A 16,960-nucleotide genomic window follows, 5' to 3' on the forward strand; every position below is an offset into this window, starting at 1 on the left:
AGGCGGTCGTCGCCGATAAAGTCCCGGGAAAAACGGCAGGAATGCCCCGGGAGTTGAGACCTTGCAGACGACCCTCGCGCGCACATTTGCAGCGTTGAGTGCCATCAACGAAGCCATCCTGTATGCGAAATCGCCGGACGAGCTGTACCAGAAGGTCTGCGACGCCGGGTTTTCGAGCGGGGACTTTTTGGCGGTCTCGGTGTTCCTGGTCGAGCCGGATGGCCGGCGGCTGCGCTTCGCGGCGGGCTGCGGCGAGGATGTTCCCCGGCTGCGGTCCATCAATATCACCATCGAGGAAGGCACACCGGAAGGATCAGGCGTCGGCGGTGAGGCGTTCCGCACGCAGCGGCTGTGCATCAGCAACGATTTCCTGAACGATCCGCGTTCGTTGGCGTGGCGCGAAGGCGCCATCAAGGCCGGTGTCGGTGCGGCTGCGGCCCTGCCACTGATATGCAATGGGAAGAGCATCGGCGTACTGTTCGCCACGCGCACCGAGGCCGGATCGCTCGACGAGCAGATGGTCTCTCTGTTCACGCGCATGTCGTCCAACATCTCCTATGCGCTCGAAAATCTCGAGCGCGAAACGGCCCGCGTCCGCGGCGAAAAGGCGATGCGGCGGCTGAACCGCATGTTCAGCGCCATCAGCGCGACCAACGAAGCTATTTTGCGCGCCAAGACCGAGCTCGAGCTGTATCAGCTCGTCTGCGACGCCTCCGTGCACAGCGCCAAGTCGATTGCAACCATCGTCCTGCTCCGCGAGCCGAATTCACACTGGTTGAAGCCGGTGGCGGGAACGGGCGAAAATCTCGACCTCGTCACCCAGGCGCGCTACTCGATCGATCCGGACAATCGGTTCGGCCGCGGCATTTCCGGCCAGGTGTTCCGCACGCAGGAGCCGATCGTCGAGGACGACCTCGCCAGTCGCACCAAGGGAACGCCCTGGGAGCAGGTCAACGTCGATACCGGCGTCGCGGCTTGCGTGGCCGCGCCGCTGATCAAGTGCGGCGACGGCGTCGGCGTGCTGCTGTTCTTCATCAGCCGGTCCTGGGCAAAGGACCAGGAGATCGTCGGCTTGCTGCTGCGCATGGCGGAGAACGTCTCCTTCGCGCTCGACAACTTCGCGCGCGACGAGGAGAAGGCACGGATCGCCGCCGAGGAGGAGCGGCTGGCGCGGATGTATGCCGCGCTCAGCGCCACCAATGAGGCGATTCTGCGCGCGCGATCGCGCGCCGAACTGTTCGATCTGGTCTGCGAGGCCACGGTACAAAGTGCAAAATTCGCATCGACCACGATCTTTGTGGCCGATCTTGAGGCCGAATTGCTCCGTGTCGCGTCGAGCTACGGGCCGCATGCGGAAGACTTGCGCAACTACACGTTCTCCCTCACCGACGCGGTGCCGGAGGGACGAGGGTTGACCGGAACCGCCTTCCGGACTCGCCAGACCTATATCAGCAACGACCTCCTGGCCGACGAGCGCATCAAGCCATGGCACGAAAGCGCGCGTCGCGCCGGCATACATTCTTCAGCGGCCTTGCCGCTGTTCAACGGCGGTCGGGTCGAAGGTGTCTTCCTCTTCAATGCCGTGGAGCGCGACACATTCACTCCGGAGTTCGTCGAGTTGCTCCGGCGGTTGCAGGCCAACGTCGCCTTTGCGCTCGAGAACTTCGATCGCGCGGAGGAGAAGGCGCGTGCCGACAGGCAGCGCGACAGGCTGAGCGGCATGTTCCAGGCGCTTTGCGCGACCAATGAAGCCATCATGCGCGCCAAGACGCGCGAGGAGCTGTTCGAGGTGGCCTGCCAGGCCGCCGTCCTCGGCGGGATGTTCGCCTCGACCACCATCGGTCTCATGGATGCCAAGCATGAAGTTCTCCGAGTCGTCGCGGCCAAGGGGCGCAAGCACGAGAGGATGCTCGGTCGCACCTGCGTCATCTCCGCCGATCATCCCGAAGGAAGAGGCCTGATCGGCACGTCGGTGCGGACCCGACGACCCTGCGTGATGAACGACTATCTGAACGATCCGCGCTCCGAGCATTGGCGCACCAAGGCGAACGAGGACGGCACCCACGCGGCAGCGAGCTTCCCGCTGCTGCGCGCGGGTCGGGAGCCGATCGGCATCCTGCTGTTCCTTGCGCCCGAGGAAGGCACCTTTACGCCCGACCTCGTGGAGCTGCTGGAGCGGCTCGCGGAAAACGTCTCCTTCGCACTCGACAATTTCGACCGCGCCGAAGAGAAGGCTCGTACGGAGGAGCAGAAGGAGCGCCTGACGCTCATGTTCGCGGCGCTGAGCGCGACCAATGAAGCGATCATGCGGGCGAAGTCCCGTGCCGAATTGTACGAGCTGGTGTGCCAAGCGGCGGTGCTCGGCGGCAAGTTCACCTCGACGACCATCGCGCTTGCCAGTCCCGACAGCGACCAGCTCGAGATTGTGGCTACTGCCGGCCCATCCTCCGAGACGACGCGGAACGTCAGGCTGTCCATCGACCCCGCGCGTCCCGAAGGGCGTGGCATGAGTGGTACGGCGTTCCGCACCCGGCAGCCCTGCATCAGCAACGACTATCTGAACGACAACCGGGTCGCCGCGTTCCATGCCATCGTTCGCAACGACCGGGCGCGGTCGGGCGCCGCATTCCCGCTGATCGCACACGATCAGGCCGTTGGCGTCATGATTTACATGTCAACCGAGCACGCGGCGTTCACCGGCGAGTTCGTCGAGCTGCTCCAGCGCCTCGCCGACAACGTCTCCTTCGCGATGGAGAATTTCGACCGTGCCGACGAGAAGAACAAGGCCGACGAGCGCATCGAATATCTGGCGTCCCATGACAGCCTGACCAACCTGCCGAATCGCGAGACGTTCAACGCCCTCTTGCGTGCGGCTATCGACACGGCGCAGCGTCACGACCACCGCTTTGCCCTGTTGTTCATCGACCTGGACCGGTTCAAGGTCATCAACGACTCGCTCGGCCATGAAGCTGGCGACTTGCTCCTGCTCGAGGTCGCCGCTCGGCTGCGCCGCGCGCTGCGGACGAGCGACGTGATGGCGCGGCTCGGCGGCGACGAATTCGTGGTCATTCTCGACCAATGCGGTGAGATCGATGACGTGCAGCGCATCGCAACCGGGCTCCTGACGGCACTCGCGCAGCCGATGGAGCTTGCCGGTCACGAGTGCCACACCACGGCCTCGATCGGCATCGCGATGTATCCGGCCAACGGCGCCGACGCGCAGACGCTGACCAAGAATGCGGACATGGCGATGTACCTCGCCAAGGAAGACGGCAAGAACGGTTACCGCTTCTTCTCCAAGGAGGTGAAGACGCAGTCGATCGAGCGGCTGTCGCTGGAAAGCGCGCTGCGGCGGGCGCTGGAGCGCGAGCAGTTCGCGCTGAACTACCAGCCCAAGGTGGACATGGAGACCGGCCAGATCACCGGCGTCGAGGCGCTGCTCCGTTGGACGCATCCCGAGCTCGGCAGCATATCGCCGGCGCAGTTCATCCCGCTCGCCGAGGAGACCGGCCTGATCGTTCCGATCGGCCGTTGGGTGCTGAAGGAGGCCTGTGCGCAGGCCATGGCCTGGCAGCGCCGCGGCCTCTTGCCGCTGTCGATGGCGGTCAACCTGTCGCCGCGGCAGTTCGCCGACGAGCACCTGTTGCAAGATGTCGACGAGGCGCTCGCGGCGAGCGGCATGTCGCCCGTGCTGCTCCAGCTCGAAGTCACCGAGAGCATGATGATGCGCAACGTCGGGCGCGCGTTGAAGGTGCTCGACGCCATCCAGAGCCGCGGTATTCGCCTCGCGATCGACGACTTCGGCACCGGCTATTCGTCGATGTCGCTGATGAAGCATTTTCCGATCGACACCATCAAGATCGACCGCTCCTTCGTGCGCGATCTGTCGCATGACAGCGAGGACCAGGCGATCGCGCAGGCGATCATCAGCATGGGCAAGGCGCTCGGCATGACGGTGGTCGCCGAGGGGGTCGAGAATGCCGAGCAGGAGACGTTCCTGCGAACTCATGGCTGCGACGAGATGCAGGGCTTCCTGATCGCCAAGCCGCTGCCGGCGCGGCAGATGGCCGAGCTGTTGCGACCTATGGCGCCACCACTCCAGCCCGAGCAGGACGCAGGCAGCGAGGCGGAGACCACGTCACGGCTGAAACGCGCTGTCGTCTGACGGCAGCGGGTGCAACTCGCGAGTGGCGTGATCGTCACCCTCGGACTTGCTTGGAAAATCCTGTGGCCCCGTCAGAGACGTCTGCTCGACGAACAGTGCAAGGATCGTGCGCGCGCCTTCGGCGAAGCTCGCGCTTTCGTTCAAGCCAAGCTCGCAACACAACGCGCTGCTCATCGGCTCATGGTCGTCGAACACCGCCATGGCGGGCCCCCACCACCACGCCGGCGCGGGCGAGCGCTCGTGCTCGGGCACGGCGTGCCAGCGGGCGAACTCGTCCATCACGCGCTCGAACTCCAGGCGTTGAGCCTGATGCATTGCTTCGGTGCTCCCTGTGCCGCGCCTGAAAACAGGCCGATCAGTTAAGGACACGGTGACGGCCTTGACGCGGTGAGAAAATCCGCTCGCGCAAATCTTCGCGAGCCATTCAAGCCGACCTCATCGTCGGCCACGGGCAACTGGCGACCGGGCTTTTTGCCGGCGCCGACCGCGTTGCTATGTTCTAGCCGTCAAGGCTCCCGCCCGGCAAGGCGCGGGGTCCGCGGATGCCTGACGCCAGTCTAGCAGAAGCTTCGCCGTGCCGCCATGCTAGCGATTGAATGGCCGGTTTCGGCTGAACAGGAGATAGAGCGCACGCGGATTGGTGGTCAGATAGCGCCAGAACAAGCGCCGCGGTTCCAGCATCGTGCGCCAGACCCATTCCAGCCCGATCGTCTGCATCCATTTCGGCGCGCGGCTGCGGCTGCCGGACAGGAAATTGAACAGGCCGCCAGCGGTCTTGATCACACCGACATTGCCGAGATGGGGCGTGTATTCCTCGACGAAAAGCTGCTCGAAGGGCACGCCGAGCGCGACCCAGAGATAATCGGGTGCCAGCGCGTTGATCTCGTCGACCTTGGCCCGCAGCGCGTCGCCGCGGAGATAGCCATGGCTGCGTCCGACGATCTTCAGGTTCGGGTACATCTTCCGAATCCGAGCGACCGCAGCGGCGTTCTCGTCCTCGCTGGCGCCCAGCATGTAGAAGGTCCGGCCGGCAGCTTCGGCTTTGCGGGCGACGACATGGAAGAGATCGGTCGTCGCGACGCGTTCGGGAAGCGGGAACCATGATTGCAGCCTGGAGGCCGCTACCAGCGGCTGGCCGTCGGCATTGATCAGGTCGGCCGAGCGGAACAGGCGGTCGGTTTGCGGCTCGGTCGAGCAGCGCGCCAGCACTTCGCCGTTGGCGGAGGTGAGATAGAGCGGGCGGCCAATGCGATGACGCGGGTCGGTCGCCTCGATCATGAAATCGGCAGTCGCTTCCAGGTCGAGCGCGGCCATGCGAAGGCCACCGACCGTGGTCCGTGGTACCTCGGCGGTCGCGGTGCGTCCGACCAGATTGACGCGGCGCTCAAGCATATTGTTTGCCTCGCTGGCGCGATTGGGTCGCGCGATTGAGCTCGTTGAGGATGACGCCGACGAGCTTGCGCTCGCCACCGCCGAGTGCGGTGAGGATGTCTTCCATGGCATCGTTGATGTCGAGATGAGTGGGCAGCACGGCCACCAGCGCGTCCGCTGCGTCGAGCAGCTTGCGGTCGGCAGCGGTCAGCGGCATTGCCGGCCCATCGAGAATGACGAGATCGCTGCCGCCTGTGGAACGTGCCTGCGCCACCGACTTGCCGATGGCCTCGACGGCCTTGCCGGCATCGCCCCCGGCGACGGGCAGCACCGAAATGCCGTTTGCGGTCTTGATCTCGCGCGATGCCTTGTTGCCGATTGAGAGCCAGCCGAACCGGCCCGGCTCGCTCTTGCCGGGGCGGTTGAGCTTGTCGGAGAGCTCGTGGGCCTGGCGGTCGGTGTCAATCATCAGCACGCGCGTGCCGTCACGAGCGGCGGCGAGCGCAAAGTTCAGCGCGGCGACGCTGCGGTCAGCCGTAGTGCCGGCGCCGACGATTGCAATCACCGGCATGGTCTTGCCTGCCGCGTGTCGCGTCGCCACGGCGCGCATGTCGCGCATCGCGTTGATCAGCGTCGTCAGTGGAAATCCGGGACGGAGCGTCGGCCAGCCCAGCCGGGTGAGGTCGACCGTGGTGTCGACAGCGAGGATGGCGCCGAGCGTGCGCATGACATCGGCTTCCTGGAGGCGCGCGATCAGCGGCTTCTCGACCAGCGTCAGCGGCGGCGTCTGCGGCGTGGAGGCGTCGTCGACCGAGGCCTTGGGAGCTTCGGGAGCTGCCGTGCGCTCGCGGCGCGTCGGTTCGGGCTCCGATGCGCCGGCGGACAATTGCCTGATGGCGACGAACCAGCCCGCGGCGGCGAGCGAGCCGAACAAGAAGCCGATCATGGCGAACAGGCCCATCGTCGGCGGGAACGAGCGCCGCTGCGGCATCGTGGCCTCGCCAATCACGCGGGCCGCCGACGTATTCAGGCTTTCCTGCTCCTCCGTCTCGCGTGAGCGCTTCAGGAAGGATTGATAGACGTCGCGGCTGGCCTCGGCCTCGCGCTCGAGCTCACGCAGGCGCACCGCGGCCTGGCTGAGCTGCACGCTCTGCCGCTTCTGCGTTTCCAGCGCCCGGTTCAGCGACGCCTCATAGTCCCGCGCGCGCGTCAAATCGTTCTTGGCGGCCTGGGCGAAGCGATCGATCTCCTCGTTGATGGTGCGCTTGACATCCTCGACCTGCTTCTCGGTCTGGCGTAGCGCCGGATGCCGCGGCCCGAGCTCGGCGGCTTGCTCCGCGTATTTCTTGCGCGCTTCGGCATATTGCGCGCGCAAATTCGCGATGGTCGGCGATTGCAGGGCTTCCGGAATGGCGCCGGCATCGGTCGCAGTGCGGCGGCTCGCCTCGATCTGGTCGTAGCGCGACTGCGCGTCCAGCGTCGCCGCGCGTGCCGCGGCAAGCCGCTGGTTGCTGGCGGAAAGCTGCTGGTCGCTGATCAGCGTGTCCTGGGTGCCGACGAAATTGTTCTGCGCCTTGTAGGTCGCAAGGGCGGTCTCGGCCGTACGCAGTCGCTCGCGCAATTCCTTCAGCCGGCCGGAGAGGTCGTTGGTGGCGCGTCGCGCCGCCAACGCCTGCGAGTTGCGAGACTCCGCGAGATAGACGTTGGTCAGCGTGTTGGCGAGCATCGCCGCCTTCGCCGGATCGGTCGACCATACCTCGACGTCGACGATGAAGCTCTTCTCGGTCTTGCGGATCGTGATGTGCCGGTTCAGCGCCTCGAGGGCGCCGAGCTGAACTTCCTTCCTGGCGGCGGCGGAGGGAGCGCGGCCCTGAAGACCGATCAAGCCAAGCAGCGACGAAATCAGGCTCCTGCCGTCGCCGCCGCCGAACTCGGGATCCTTATCGAGATTGGCCTGCTCGATGACCTGGAGGAGCACGCTGTTGGAGGTGATCAGGCGTGCCTGGCTCTCCACCACCATGGCCATGCCGGAGACGTCCTGCGCGCGCGGCGTCAGCTCGCGGTCGACGAGTTGCAGCTCGCGCGGATCGACATAGAGCTGGGCGGTTGCGGCGTAACGGGGCGTCAGGCTCTTGCCGACGGCGACGGCGAGGCTCGCGCCGATCAGGCCGGCGGCCGCGATCGCGGCCTTGCGCTGCCAGAGCAGATGGACGAGCTCGAGCACGTTGAAGCCGGCCGATGGCGCGGGCTGCCTGGCCTCTCGCTTCGATCGCTCTATCGGCTGGTCATAGTCGAGCATGTTCCCCAGCTTTCACTCCAACTGCCGCAGGCCGAGGGGTTACTCTTCGGGTCACGCGCTGCGCCCCTGATATAGGCGCTGAACAAACGCAACAGGGAAAATTAACCATACTCATTGAGGGACTATTCACCGAAATGGCAAACAAAGCGTTTAAGCGCATGTGAGCGCGCGGCGCGTCGTTGTGACGCTTCCACCGCCGCCGTCCCTCCGGAGATTAACGGTTCGTTACCGCGCACGCGCTTCTGCGTGCGTGCGTCCGACGGCGCAGCGGCAAACGCATCGGGATTGGGATGCGTCAACACGAGGTTCGGATTCGCCTCCACCGCGCGCGCGACCGCATCGGTCTCAGTTGCTATCGCGAGGTCGATCGTGGCTTGCTTGTTCATTTTTTCAATCGCGCTGCGTCGCCCCAAATTACAGGGAATCCCGCACACGACCGAAGAGCAAATTTGATACCGGTGGGGCACCGCCGGTCGCGGTGCTTACGGTTCGGTTAATGCGCATGCGCGTTAACTACGCCATCCTCCCGGGCGTGAGCCTACACCGCGTTGGATCGAGAATTGCAGTAGCATGCGCGAGGGATTTTGCAGGCGAAACAGGTGAAAGCGGTTCAGCGGATGGTAACTGGCGTCGCCGCGAGGCGAAATTCGGCGTCAGGTGTGGTTGCAGTGCGTGGCATGCCCAGCCAAGCCGCGACTGCCGGCGTCGGAGCGGGCGTCCATCTAGGGACGATCGTGTATCGCAATAGCAGCACTGTATCGGACTGGAGCAGGGCTTTTTCAACACATCTCGGCCATTGAGCAGCATCATGACCTTGATCCCGACCGAGCTGCCAAGGAGCAGCATCACCGATGCGGTGGGCGATCCCAGCCGGGAGATCGCCGCGAGCTCGCACGTGCTCGACCTGTCGGTCGGCATTGTGGTCTGCATACCCTGTTTCCGGCGGCCGCAGCATTTGCGGCTGACCCTTGAATCGCTGGCCAGCCAGCGCACGCCGCGCTCCTTCGCGGTCGTGATGGTCGAGAACGACACCACGCAGCGCGAGAGCGCGCCGGTCGCTGCGGAGTTCCTCGCCGCGGCAAAGCTTCAGGGCATTTGCCTCGTGGAGAAGCGTCAGGGCAATTGCCAGGCGATCAACGCCGCCTTCGAGACGGCGCAGGCGCTGTTTCCGGCAGCCGACCGCTTCCTGATGATCGACGATGACGAGATCGCTTCGCCGGACTGGCTCGAGCTGATGGTGCGCACCGCGGAGGCCACCGGCGCCGACATCGTCGGCGGTCCGGTGCTGCCGATCTTCGACGACGACACGAAACCCTGGCTCGCGCGCCATCCGGCGTTCTGCCCGGCCTATGACTATACGGGCGCGGTGCCGCAGATCTACGGCAGCGGCAACTGCCTGATCACACGTCCGGTGTTCGACCGGCTCCACAGTCCGGCCTTCGACCTCCGATTCAATTTCCTCGGCGGCGGCGACTGTGATTTCTTCACGCGATGCCGTAATGCAGGAATGAAATTCCACTGGACGGCGGAAGCCGCGATCACCGAGACAGTGCCGCATAGCCGGACGAGCTTGGGGTGGATCGCAAAACGGAGCCTGCGCATCGGAGCGATCAATTATCGTGTGCAGTGCAAGGCGGCAAATACCACAATCGCCCGGGCGCGTGTGTTTGCGGCGATGCTGGGGAGGCTGCCGCTGTCGCTGGTCCGCGCGGCGCGCTTGTCGTTCACGTCCAAAGCAGTCGTCGCGATGCATCCCGTGATGGTCGCGTTGGGCTGCGCGCTCGCCGCCTTCGGCATCGAGCAGCGGCCGTATGAAGCCACGAAGATCGTCTCGTGACGCCTAGAGCATGATCCGGAAAGGTGTGCAGCGGTTTTCCGAAAACATCATGCGCAAACAATAACCTAAAGCGCGATGATGATTCATCCTGATTTCATCGCGCTTTAGATGCCAAACCGGGCGAGAACCAGCTTCGCGAGCGATCGCGGCAGCGCGGTGAGCGACCGCTGCCCGACCATGCGCATATAGTTCAGGGCATCGCCATAGCGGCGAAAGCGGACCGCCTGGGTCGCCGCATATGTGATGAGATGGATCTCGGCCGCCTGCCGCAGGCCCGGCCGGCTCTCCGGCGCGAGCTTGCCGAGGATCAACTGGTCGGCAAAGACGCGCTCCACCGCCGGAAAGAAGTCGCCGGGCGAGCGCGCGGCTGCATTCATGGTGTTCGCGGTGTGGAGGCGATAGTCGAGGAGCAGCGCGGGCACGAACTGGAAATCGCCGATCGCGGCCAGGCGGCACCAGCAATGCCAATCCTCGCACAAGCTGAGCCGCTCGTCGAAACCGCCGGCCGTCCGGAACGCGTCAGTGCGCACCAGCGTGATGCCGCCATTGACGATGAAGTTGCCGCGCGCGAGCCGCACGAGAACGTCGCCCGACGGTTTCTTGCGCCCTTGCAGGAGGCCGCGCCGGCCGATCGGCCGGCCATCACTGTCGATCAGATCGTAGTCGCCATAGACGAGAACGGCGGCGGGCGCGGCCATCGCTGCCGCGACCAGCGTGGCCACCGCGCCGGTGCGCAGACGATCGTCGGCGTCGAGGAACAGCAGCCAATCTCCGCGCGCCGTGCGTGCACCGAGATTTCGCGCCGCCGAGACGCCCGGAAGCTCGTTCGCGATCAGGTGCAGCCGGCTGTCGCGGATGGACCGGACGATTGCCACGGTGTCGTCGCTCGAGCCGTCGTCGATGACGATGACTTCGCCGACACTTTTGCTTTGCGCCAGCGCGCTGCCGATCGCCTCACCGATGTAGGCGGCAGCGTTCTTGGCGGGGATGATAACGGAGACGAATCCGGCCGAACGCGCTTCCACGTACTCCCCGGCGGTCGACGGCGTGCCCGGCGGTGGATCGAGGATGGCGCCGACCGTGATCAATTGACGCCTCGTCCTCTGGAGCTGGCTTTAATGGTTCGTTAACCAGGCGGCATATCGGGCCTGGCGCCGCATGATGGCGGCTCGGTTCGCCTTCGATGATAGCCAGGTAAGCGTCAAAGCTTTGCAGCAAACAGCGGTCGGGGGCGCCTTTTGCATATTAGCGTTAAACCCACCGTATCCGGTGAGCCTGCTGATTGGCGAAAGGTGAGGACGGGTCGGCTTCCGCACGTCTCAGATCAGGACAGGCGCCGCTCTGCAAGGAAAGCCCAACGGTATCAGCTTAACGATAAGCAGCGACGTAACTTGTCGTTGGCGACAAAACGTTCTTCATCTGGAAACATTCAGCAATCGTATGCCCAGGGCGGATGGCATTTCTCAGCGTCGAGCAATTAGATGGTCGGGTGACCAGCGCGTCCGGAATCGCAATCGATTTCGTGCGCGACTGGAAGCAGGCGGCGTCGCGCCTGGGTGCGGGCCATCGCACGGCATTCCAGCATGGTGACTGGCTGGCCGCCTGGTACGACGCATTCCGAGGCCTCTCTCCGCTGATCGCGGTGATGTCGGATGCCGGGACCGGCAACGACATTGCGCTGGTGCCGATGATCAGCCGCAGCAAGGGCGGCGTGCGCATCGTCGAGTTCGCCGATCTCGGCGTGTCCGACAACAACGCGCCGATCCTGGCGCTCGACGCCGCTTGCGACGTGGCCGGTGCGCGCGCCATCGGCGATGCGCTGGTCAATGGCTTGCGCGCGTTGCCGGATCGCTTCGATCTGCTGCGCCTGCAGAAGATGCCGGCCTATGTGGGCGGCAAACCGAACCCGCTGGTGTCGCTCGGCCGCGTCGGATCCTGTTCGCTCAATGGCAATCTGGTGCTGACGGGCGATGATTATTCGGACTACCGCACCGCGATCAAGCGCATGCAGCTGCCGCGCTGCTGGCGCGTCTTCAGCCGTCACGCCGGCGCGCGTTTCGAGATTGCGACCGAGGTCGATCATGCGCTGATGTTGCTCGATGCGATGGACATCCAGCAGCAGCAGCGCATGAAGCAGCTCGGGCTCAGATTCGTCCTCGGCGACGAGAGCCACGCGAAATTCTATCGCGAGGTGGTCCGGAAGGGCGTTGCGGAAGGCTATGCGATCGTCTCGGCGCTGGTGTGCGACGAGGGCATCATCGCGACGTCGCTGGGCCTGAGATACGGCGCGAGCTATTATCTGCTGCGCATCAGCAATGCCGGCAAGCCCTGGTCGGCCTGCTCGCCGGGCCTGCTCGTGACCGAACGCACGATGGCGGCCTTGCATGGAGAGGGCGTGCGCCGCTTCGATCTCAGCATCGGCAATCACGACTACAAGCGCCGTTTCGGCGCCGTGCGGCTTCCGCTGACCGACGTCAGCGTCGCGCTGTCCTGGCGCGGCGTGCCTTATGTGCTGCGCGATCACGCAGCCCAGGGCCTGCGGCGCCATCCGCGGCTCGCCGCTCTTGCGAACCGCGCGATGGGCAAGGCCTAGCACGCGCAGGAGCGCGTCACTGTCCCGTGCATTCGGCGCAGTGCAGCCGGCCGCGCGAGGCGCGGAACAGGCTGCGGCAATACCAGCGCCGCGCCAGCATCTGGACAGGCTTGCGGATCATCTGCGCCATCAGGAGAATTTCGAAGGCCATGCGTTGCTCCTGCACGGTGAGGTGGGGCGGCATCCGCAAAAGAGAATGCCGCCCCGAACGCATCAGCCATGCAGCTTGTTCGCGGTTTCCGCGATCACGCGTCCTTGATAGCGCGCGCCGGCAAGCTCGTTGGCGCTGGGCTGGCGGCTGCCGTCACCGCCGGTGATCGTGGTGGCGCCGTAGGGCGCGCCGCCCGTCACTTCGTCCAGCTTCATCTGGCCGGCGAAACCGTAGTTCAGGCCGACCACCACCATGCCGAAATGCAGGAGGTTGGTGATGATCGAGAACAGCGTGGTCTCCTGGCCGCCATGCTGGGTCGCGGTCGAGGAGAAGGCGCCGCCGACCTTGCCGTGCAGCGCGCCCTTGGCCCAGAGGCCGCCGGCCTGGTCCAGGAAGTTCGCCATCTGCGAGGACATCCGGCCGAAGCGGGTGCCGGTGCCGACGATGATCGCGTCATAGTTCGCGAGGTCCTCGACCTTGGCGACCGGAGCGGCCTGGTCGACCTTGTAATAGGAGGCCTTGGCGACCTCGGCCGGCACGAGTTCGGGTACGCGTTTGATATCGACAGTCGCGCCTGTCTCGCGCGCGCCTTCGGCAACGGCGTTCGCCATCGCTTCGATGTGGCCGTAGGCGGAATAATAGAGAACGAGAACTTTAGTCATTGGTGGTCTCCGTTGTGAGTGAGGTTGAAAAAATGCATGCCCGGGCAAAAGCGCGAAGCGCGTCTTCGCGCCACAAGTCTCGGGCGTCCACGTACTTGTTTTCTGTGCAGAGAGCCGTGGATGGCCGGGATAAGCCGGCCATGACGGCATTCGTCGTTATGCCGCGTCGACCAGCACGAGCTCTGAGTCTTCGAGCGCCGTGATCTTCAAGTTGGACTCATCGCGGATCGCGGCACCGTCGCGGGCATTGACGCGCACGCCATTGACCTCGACAGCGCCGGCGGCCGGCACGAGATAGAGGTGACGCGACGTCTGCGGTTCGTATTCCGCGCTCTCGCCGGCCTTCAGCGTGGTCGCGAGCACCCGCGCATTGGCGCGGATCGGCAGCGCGCCCTTGTCGGCCTGAAAGCCGCTGGCGATGGTGACGAGCTTGCCGTTTCGGTTCGCTTTCGGAAACGGTTTTGAACCCCAGGTTGGCTGGCCGCCGCGTCCCACCGGCTCGATCCAGATCTGGAATATCTTGGTCTTGGTCGCCTCGAGATTGTACTCGGAGTGGCGGATGCCGCTTCCCGCGCTCATCACCTGCACGTCGCCGGCTTCAGTGCGGCCCTTGTTGCCGAGGCTGTCCTGATGGGTGATCGCGCCCTCGCGCACATAGGTGATGATTTCCATGTTGGCGTGGGGGTGCGCGGGAAAGCCGGTGTTCGGAGCGATCTCGTCATCGTTCCACACGCGCAGCGCGCCGTGTCCCATGTTGTCCGGATCGTAGTGGCTGGCAAAGGAGAAATGATGCTTGGCCTTGAGCCAGCCGTGGTCGGCGCTGCCGAGCTTTGCGAAAGGTCTGAGTTCGATCATGTGCGTGATTCCTGGCTTGAATTGTCTGCGTCCGGATCAGGCGTTGAAGCCGCCGTCGACGTTGAGTACGGTGCCGGTGACGAAGGAGGCTTCCGGGCTCGCCAGGAAGACGACGCCGGCGGCGACTTCCTCCGGCCGGCCGAAGCGCTGGAGCGCGTGCTTCTTGCGCTGGGTCTCGGCGAACTCGCCGCCATCCTTCGGATTCATGTCGGTGTCGATCGAGCCGGGCTGCACCACGTTGACGGTGATGCCGCGCGGACCGAGATCGCGGGCTGCGCCCTTGGTGTAGCCAACCACCGCGGCCTTCGTCGCGACGTAGTCGGCAAGTCCCGGGAACGAGGCGTGGTCGGCAAGCATCGAGCCGATCGTGACGATGCGGCCGCCTTCGCCCATCAACTGCGAGGCTGTGCGGATCGCCGCGATCACGCCATGCACGTTGACGGCATCGAGGCGCGCCAGTGCGGCGGTGTCGGCCTTGGGATCGTCGATAGCGCCGCCGGCGGCGACACCGGCATTGTTGACGAGGATGTCGAGACGGCCGAATTCATTCGCGACGTCGTTGACGAGCTTTTCGACCTCAGTCACCGAGGCCTGGTCGGCCTTGAAGGCGCGGGCCTTCACGCCCTTGGTCTTCAGTTCGGCGACCACGGCTTCGGCCTTGTCGGGCGACGCGACGTAGCTGATGGCGACGTCGGCACCTTCATCGGCGAGAGCGCGGGCGGAGGCCGCGCCGATGCCGCGTGAGCCGCCGGTGACGAGAGCAACCTTGCCTGAGAGCTTCTTGGTCATTGGATTTCTCCATTCCCTGAATGTCTGATGCCCCCTTTGATATGCCTCCATCTGTGGTATAGAAATAGAAACTGTCGAAACGTATTGTTTCCATAAACGTCACTTACAGGCTGGCACCCATGGCAAAACTCCCGGATTTCGAGGCGCTCGCAATCTTCGCAAAAGTCGTGGAATTACGGTCGTTTGCGGCCGCCGCCGGCGAGCTTGCGATGTCGAAGGCGACGGTCTCCAAGGCGGTGACGCGGCTCGAGGAGCGACTCGGCGCCCGGCTGTTCAACCGTACCTCGCGGCGACTCGCGCTGACCGACGCCGGCCACAAGCTCGCCGATCGGGCGACGCGGCTGCTGGCCGATGGCGAGGCGGCGGAGAACGAGGCGCTGGCGCAATCGGTCGCGCCGCGCGGGCTGGTGCGGCTCGCTGTGCCCATGACCTTCGGCGTGAAGGCGGTCGCGCCGCTCTTGCCGGAGTTCTTCCAAACCTATCCGGAGGTCTCGGTCGATCTGCACTTGAGCGACGCCACAGTCGATCTGATCGGCGAAGGCTTTGACGCGGCATTGCGCATCGCGCGGCTGCCCGATTCCTCGCTGATCGCGCGGCGGCTCTTCACCATGCCGCGCTACACGGTTGCGGCGCCGTCGTACCTCAAGCGCCACGGCCGGCCGACGCATCCGATGCATCTCGCCGAGCACAGATGCTTCAGCTACGCCTATCTCTCCACGCCGAACATCTGGCACTACACCAACAGTGCCGGCGAGCAGGCGAGCGTGCGCCCGGCGGGGCAGTTGCGCGTCAACAATGGCGAGGCCGTGATGCCGGCGCTGCTCGCAGGTCTCGGCATTGCCGATCTCCCCGAGTTCATCGTCGGTGAGGCCATTGCATCCGGCGAGGTAGAAGTGATCCTGAAGGACTGGAAGCAGGCCGAAGGCGCCGTGCACCTCGTCACCCCACCCGGTGGTCCGCGCCCTGCACGCGTCGAGGTGCTTGCCGAGTTTCTCGCGGCGAAATTGCCGGGCACATGCAAGCGCCAGACGAAGAAAGCTATCAAGGCGAAGTAGGTTTGGTAGGGTGGGCAAAGCGAAGCGTGCCCACCACTTTTGGTGAGAAGATCTCAGATGGGCAAAGTGTTCTTCTTCACTGTTCTCGTTGATCGTTCGAGCGCATTGCTGGTCGATCAGATTGATCGCTGCTGATTGGGGCGGCGACATGCGAGATATCGAGGGCAATTCGGCGAATAAGAGTGGTGGGCACGCTTCGCTTTGCCCACCCTACGGCACCTCAAAACTTGGCTCCGTCGCTGGCGATCACACGCAGGTTCGGCTTCAGCGTTTCTTCCAGTTGCGTCTTCAGCTAGCTTGTAGGGTGGGCAAAGCGAAGCGTGCCCACCACTTTCGCTGAGAAGATCGCAAATGCCCCAGTATCGTCGAGCAACCGGCAAAGTTTTCTTCTTCACCGTTGTTCTTGCTGATCGTTCGAGCACATTGTTGGTAGATCAGATTGATCGATTGAGGCAGACCTACCGAACCGTTCAGCGGCGCCGTCCATTCGAAACCGTGGCGATCTGCATCCTGCCTGACCATCTGCACGCCATTTGGGACCTCCCAGAGGAGGATGCCGACTTCTCGTCCCGATGGAATTTGGTCAAGGGCAGCTTTTCGCGAGGCCTGGATTCACGGCCGAGTTCGACAAGCAAAATTGCCAAGCGCGAAAAAGGCATCTGGCAGCGTCGCTATTGGGAACATGCGATTCGCGATGACACGGATCTCGAGCGTCACATCGATTATATCCATTTCAATCCAGTGAAACATGGCCATGTGTCTCGCGTCAGCGATTGGTCTTACAGCAGCTTCCACCGTTACGTTGAGTGCGGCGTCCTTGCAGCGGATTGGGGAGGGGACATGCGGGATATCACGGGGCAATTCGGCGAATAAGAGTGGTGGGCACGCTTCGCTTTGCCCACCCTACGGCACCTCAAAACTTGGCTCCGTCGCTGGCGATCACACGCAGGTTCGGCTTCAGCGTTTCTTCCAACTGCGCCTTCAGTTCATGCACGCGCGGATCGCTCGAGCGCGCGGCACAGGCTGAATATTGATTGACTGATAGTACCAGCGCGCGCCGCGCCTCCGGCGTTCGCGTCAAATCCGGCTTCGCTAGCCGGAGCACAATGGCGGCGAGATTGACCAGCATCTCGTCCAGCGCAATATCGATCGTGCCAATCTGGTTCATCCCGCGAATTCAATC

15 protein-coding genes are annotated in these 16,960 nt (G+C 64.3%); 5 read left to right on the forward strand and 10 right to left on the reverse strand.

All coding sequences use genetic code 11. The features are described 5' to 3' along the window. Positions 1-61 precede the first annotated feature (61 nt). The gene (locus SO156_RS27195) at positions 62-4,165 is read left to right on the forward strand and encodes a bifunctional diguanylate cyclase/phosphodiesterase (protein ID WP_498536907.1); all 4,104 of its coding nucleotides are present in this window, start codon (positions 62-64) and stop codon (positions 4,163-4,165) included. On the opposite strand, the gene SO156_RS27200 is transcribed toward SO156_RS27195, so the two are convergent. From SO156_RS27200 to SO156_RS27215, 4 genes are all read right to left on the reverse strand, one after another. Further along, positions 4,139-4,480 (reverse strand): hypothetical protein, encoded by a 342-nt coding sequence (locus SO156_RS27200; protein WP_458150387.1) that lies wholly within the window; start codon positions 4,478-4,480, stop codon positions 4,139-4,141. The two genes, SO156_RS27195 and SO156_RS27200, sit on opposite strands and share 27 nt — an antisense overlap. A 270-nt stretch (positions 4,481-4,750) precedes the next feature. Continuing rightward, on the reverse strand, positions 4,751-5,557 hold the full coding sequence (locus SO156_RS27205; RefSeq protein ID WP_458150388.1) for a WecB/TagA/CpsF family glycosyltransferase: 807 nt from the start codon (positions 5,555-5,557) through the stop codon (positions 4,751-4,753). Next, entirely contained in the window at positions 5,550-7,835 is a 2,286-nt protein-coding gene (locus tag SO156_RS27210; RefSeq protein ID WP_498536908.1) for a Wzz/FepE/Etk N-terminal domain-containing protein, read from the reverse strand. The genes SO156_RS27205 and SO156_RS27210 overlap by 8 nt, the downstream gene beginning before the upstream one ends. 122 nt (positions 7,836-7,957) lie before the next feature. After that, complete coding sequence (locus SO156_RS27215; RefSeq protein ID WP_498536909.1) at positions 7,958-8,221, reverse strand: hypothetical protein; 264 nt, start codon at positions 8,219-8,221, stop codon at positions 7,958-7,960. A 422-nt stretch (positions 8,222-8,643) separates the two neighbouring features. Between SO156_RS27215 and SO156_RS27220 the strand changes: the two genes are divergently transcribed. After that, positions 8,644-9,672, forward strand: a complete 1,029-nt coding sequence (locus SO156_RS27220) for a glycosyltransferase family 2 protein (protein WP_498536910.1) — start codon at positions 8,644-8,646, stop codon at positions 9,670-9,672. 104 nt (positions 9,673-9,776) lie between these two features. On the opposite strand, the gene SO156_RS27225 is transcribed toward SO156_RS27220, so the two are convergent. Next, complete coding sequence (locus SO156_RS27225; protein ID WP_498536945.1) at positions 9,777-10,757, reverse strand: glycosyltransferase; 981 nt, start codon at positions 10,755-10,757, stop codon at positions 9,777-9,779. A 368-nt stretch (positions 10,758-11,125) separates the two neighbouring features. Here SO156_RS27225 and SO156_RS27230 point away from each other — a divergent pair, with 368 nt between their 5' ends. Beyond that, positions 11,126-12,265: a GNAT family N-acetyltransferase gene (locus SO156_RS27230; protein WP_498536911.1), complete on the forward strand. Its 1,140-nt coding sequence runs from the start codon at positions 11,126-11,128 to the stop codon at positions 12,263-12,265. A 16-nt stretch (positions 12,266-12,281) separates the two neighbouring features. Here SO156_RS27230 and SO156_RS27235 read toward each other — a convergent pair whose 3' ends face one another. The 4 genes from SO156_RS27235 to SO156_RS27250 form a co-directional block, all read right to left on the reverse strand. After that, positions 12,282-12,416 carry a hypothetical protein gene (locus SO156_RS27235; RefSeq protein WP_458150394.1) on the reverse strand — a complete coding sequence of 45 codons (135 nt, stop codon included), beginning with the start codon at positions 12,414-12,416 and terminating at the stop codon, positions 12,282-12,284. Between the two features lie 62 nt (positions 12,417-12,478). After that, positions 12,479-13,078, reverse strand: a complete 600-nt coding sequence (wrbA, locus tag SO156_RS27240; RefSeq protein WP_498536912.1) for an NAD(P)H:quinone oxidoreductase — start codon at positions 13,076-13,078, stop codon at positions 12,479-12,481. 156 nt (positions 13,079-13,234) lie between these two features. Further along, positions 13,235-13,933, reverse strand: a complete 699-nt coding sequence (locus SO156_RS27245) for a pirin family protein (protein ID WP_458150396.1) — start codon at positions 13,931-13,933, stop codon at positions 13,235-13,237. 36 nt (positions 13,934-13,969) lie between these two features. Further along, the gene (locus tag SO156_RS27250; RefSeq protein ID WP_458150397.1) at positions 13,970-14,722 is read right to left on the reverse strand and encodes an SDR family NAD(P)-dependent oxidoreductase; all 753 of its coding nucleotides are present in this window, start codon (positions 14,720-14,722) and stop codon (positions 13,970-13,972) included. 119 nt (positions 14,723-14,841) lie between these two features. On the opposite strand from SO156_RS27250, the gene SO156_RS27255 reads away from it, so the two are divergent. Then, positions 14,842-15,777 (forward strand): LysR family transcriptional regulator, encoded by a 936-nt coding sequence (locus SO156_RS27255; protein WP_498536913.1) that lies wholly within the window; start codon positions 14,842-14,844, stop codon positions 15,775-15,777. Positions 15,778-16,128: 351 nt separating this feature from the next. Beyond that, on the forward strand, positions 16,129-16,650 hold the full coding sequence (locus SO156_RS27260) for an REP-associated tyrosine transposase (protein ID WP_498536914.1): 522 nt from the start codon (positions 16,129-16,131) through the stop codon (positions 16,648-16,650). A 40-nt stretch (positions 16,651-16,690) separates the two neighbouring features. Here the strand turns inward: SO156_RS27260 and SO156_RS27265 are convergent, their stop codons facing one another. Beyond that, a complete protein-coding gene (locus tag SO156_RS27265; protein ID WP_498536915.1) occupies positions 16,691-16,945 on the reverse strand; it encodes a hypothetical protein in 255 nt (84 codons plus the stop codon). Between the last annotated feature and the right edge of the window lie 15 nt (positions 16,946-16,960).

The organism is Bradyrhizobium sp. UFLA05-125, from assembly GCF_059803515.1.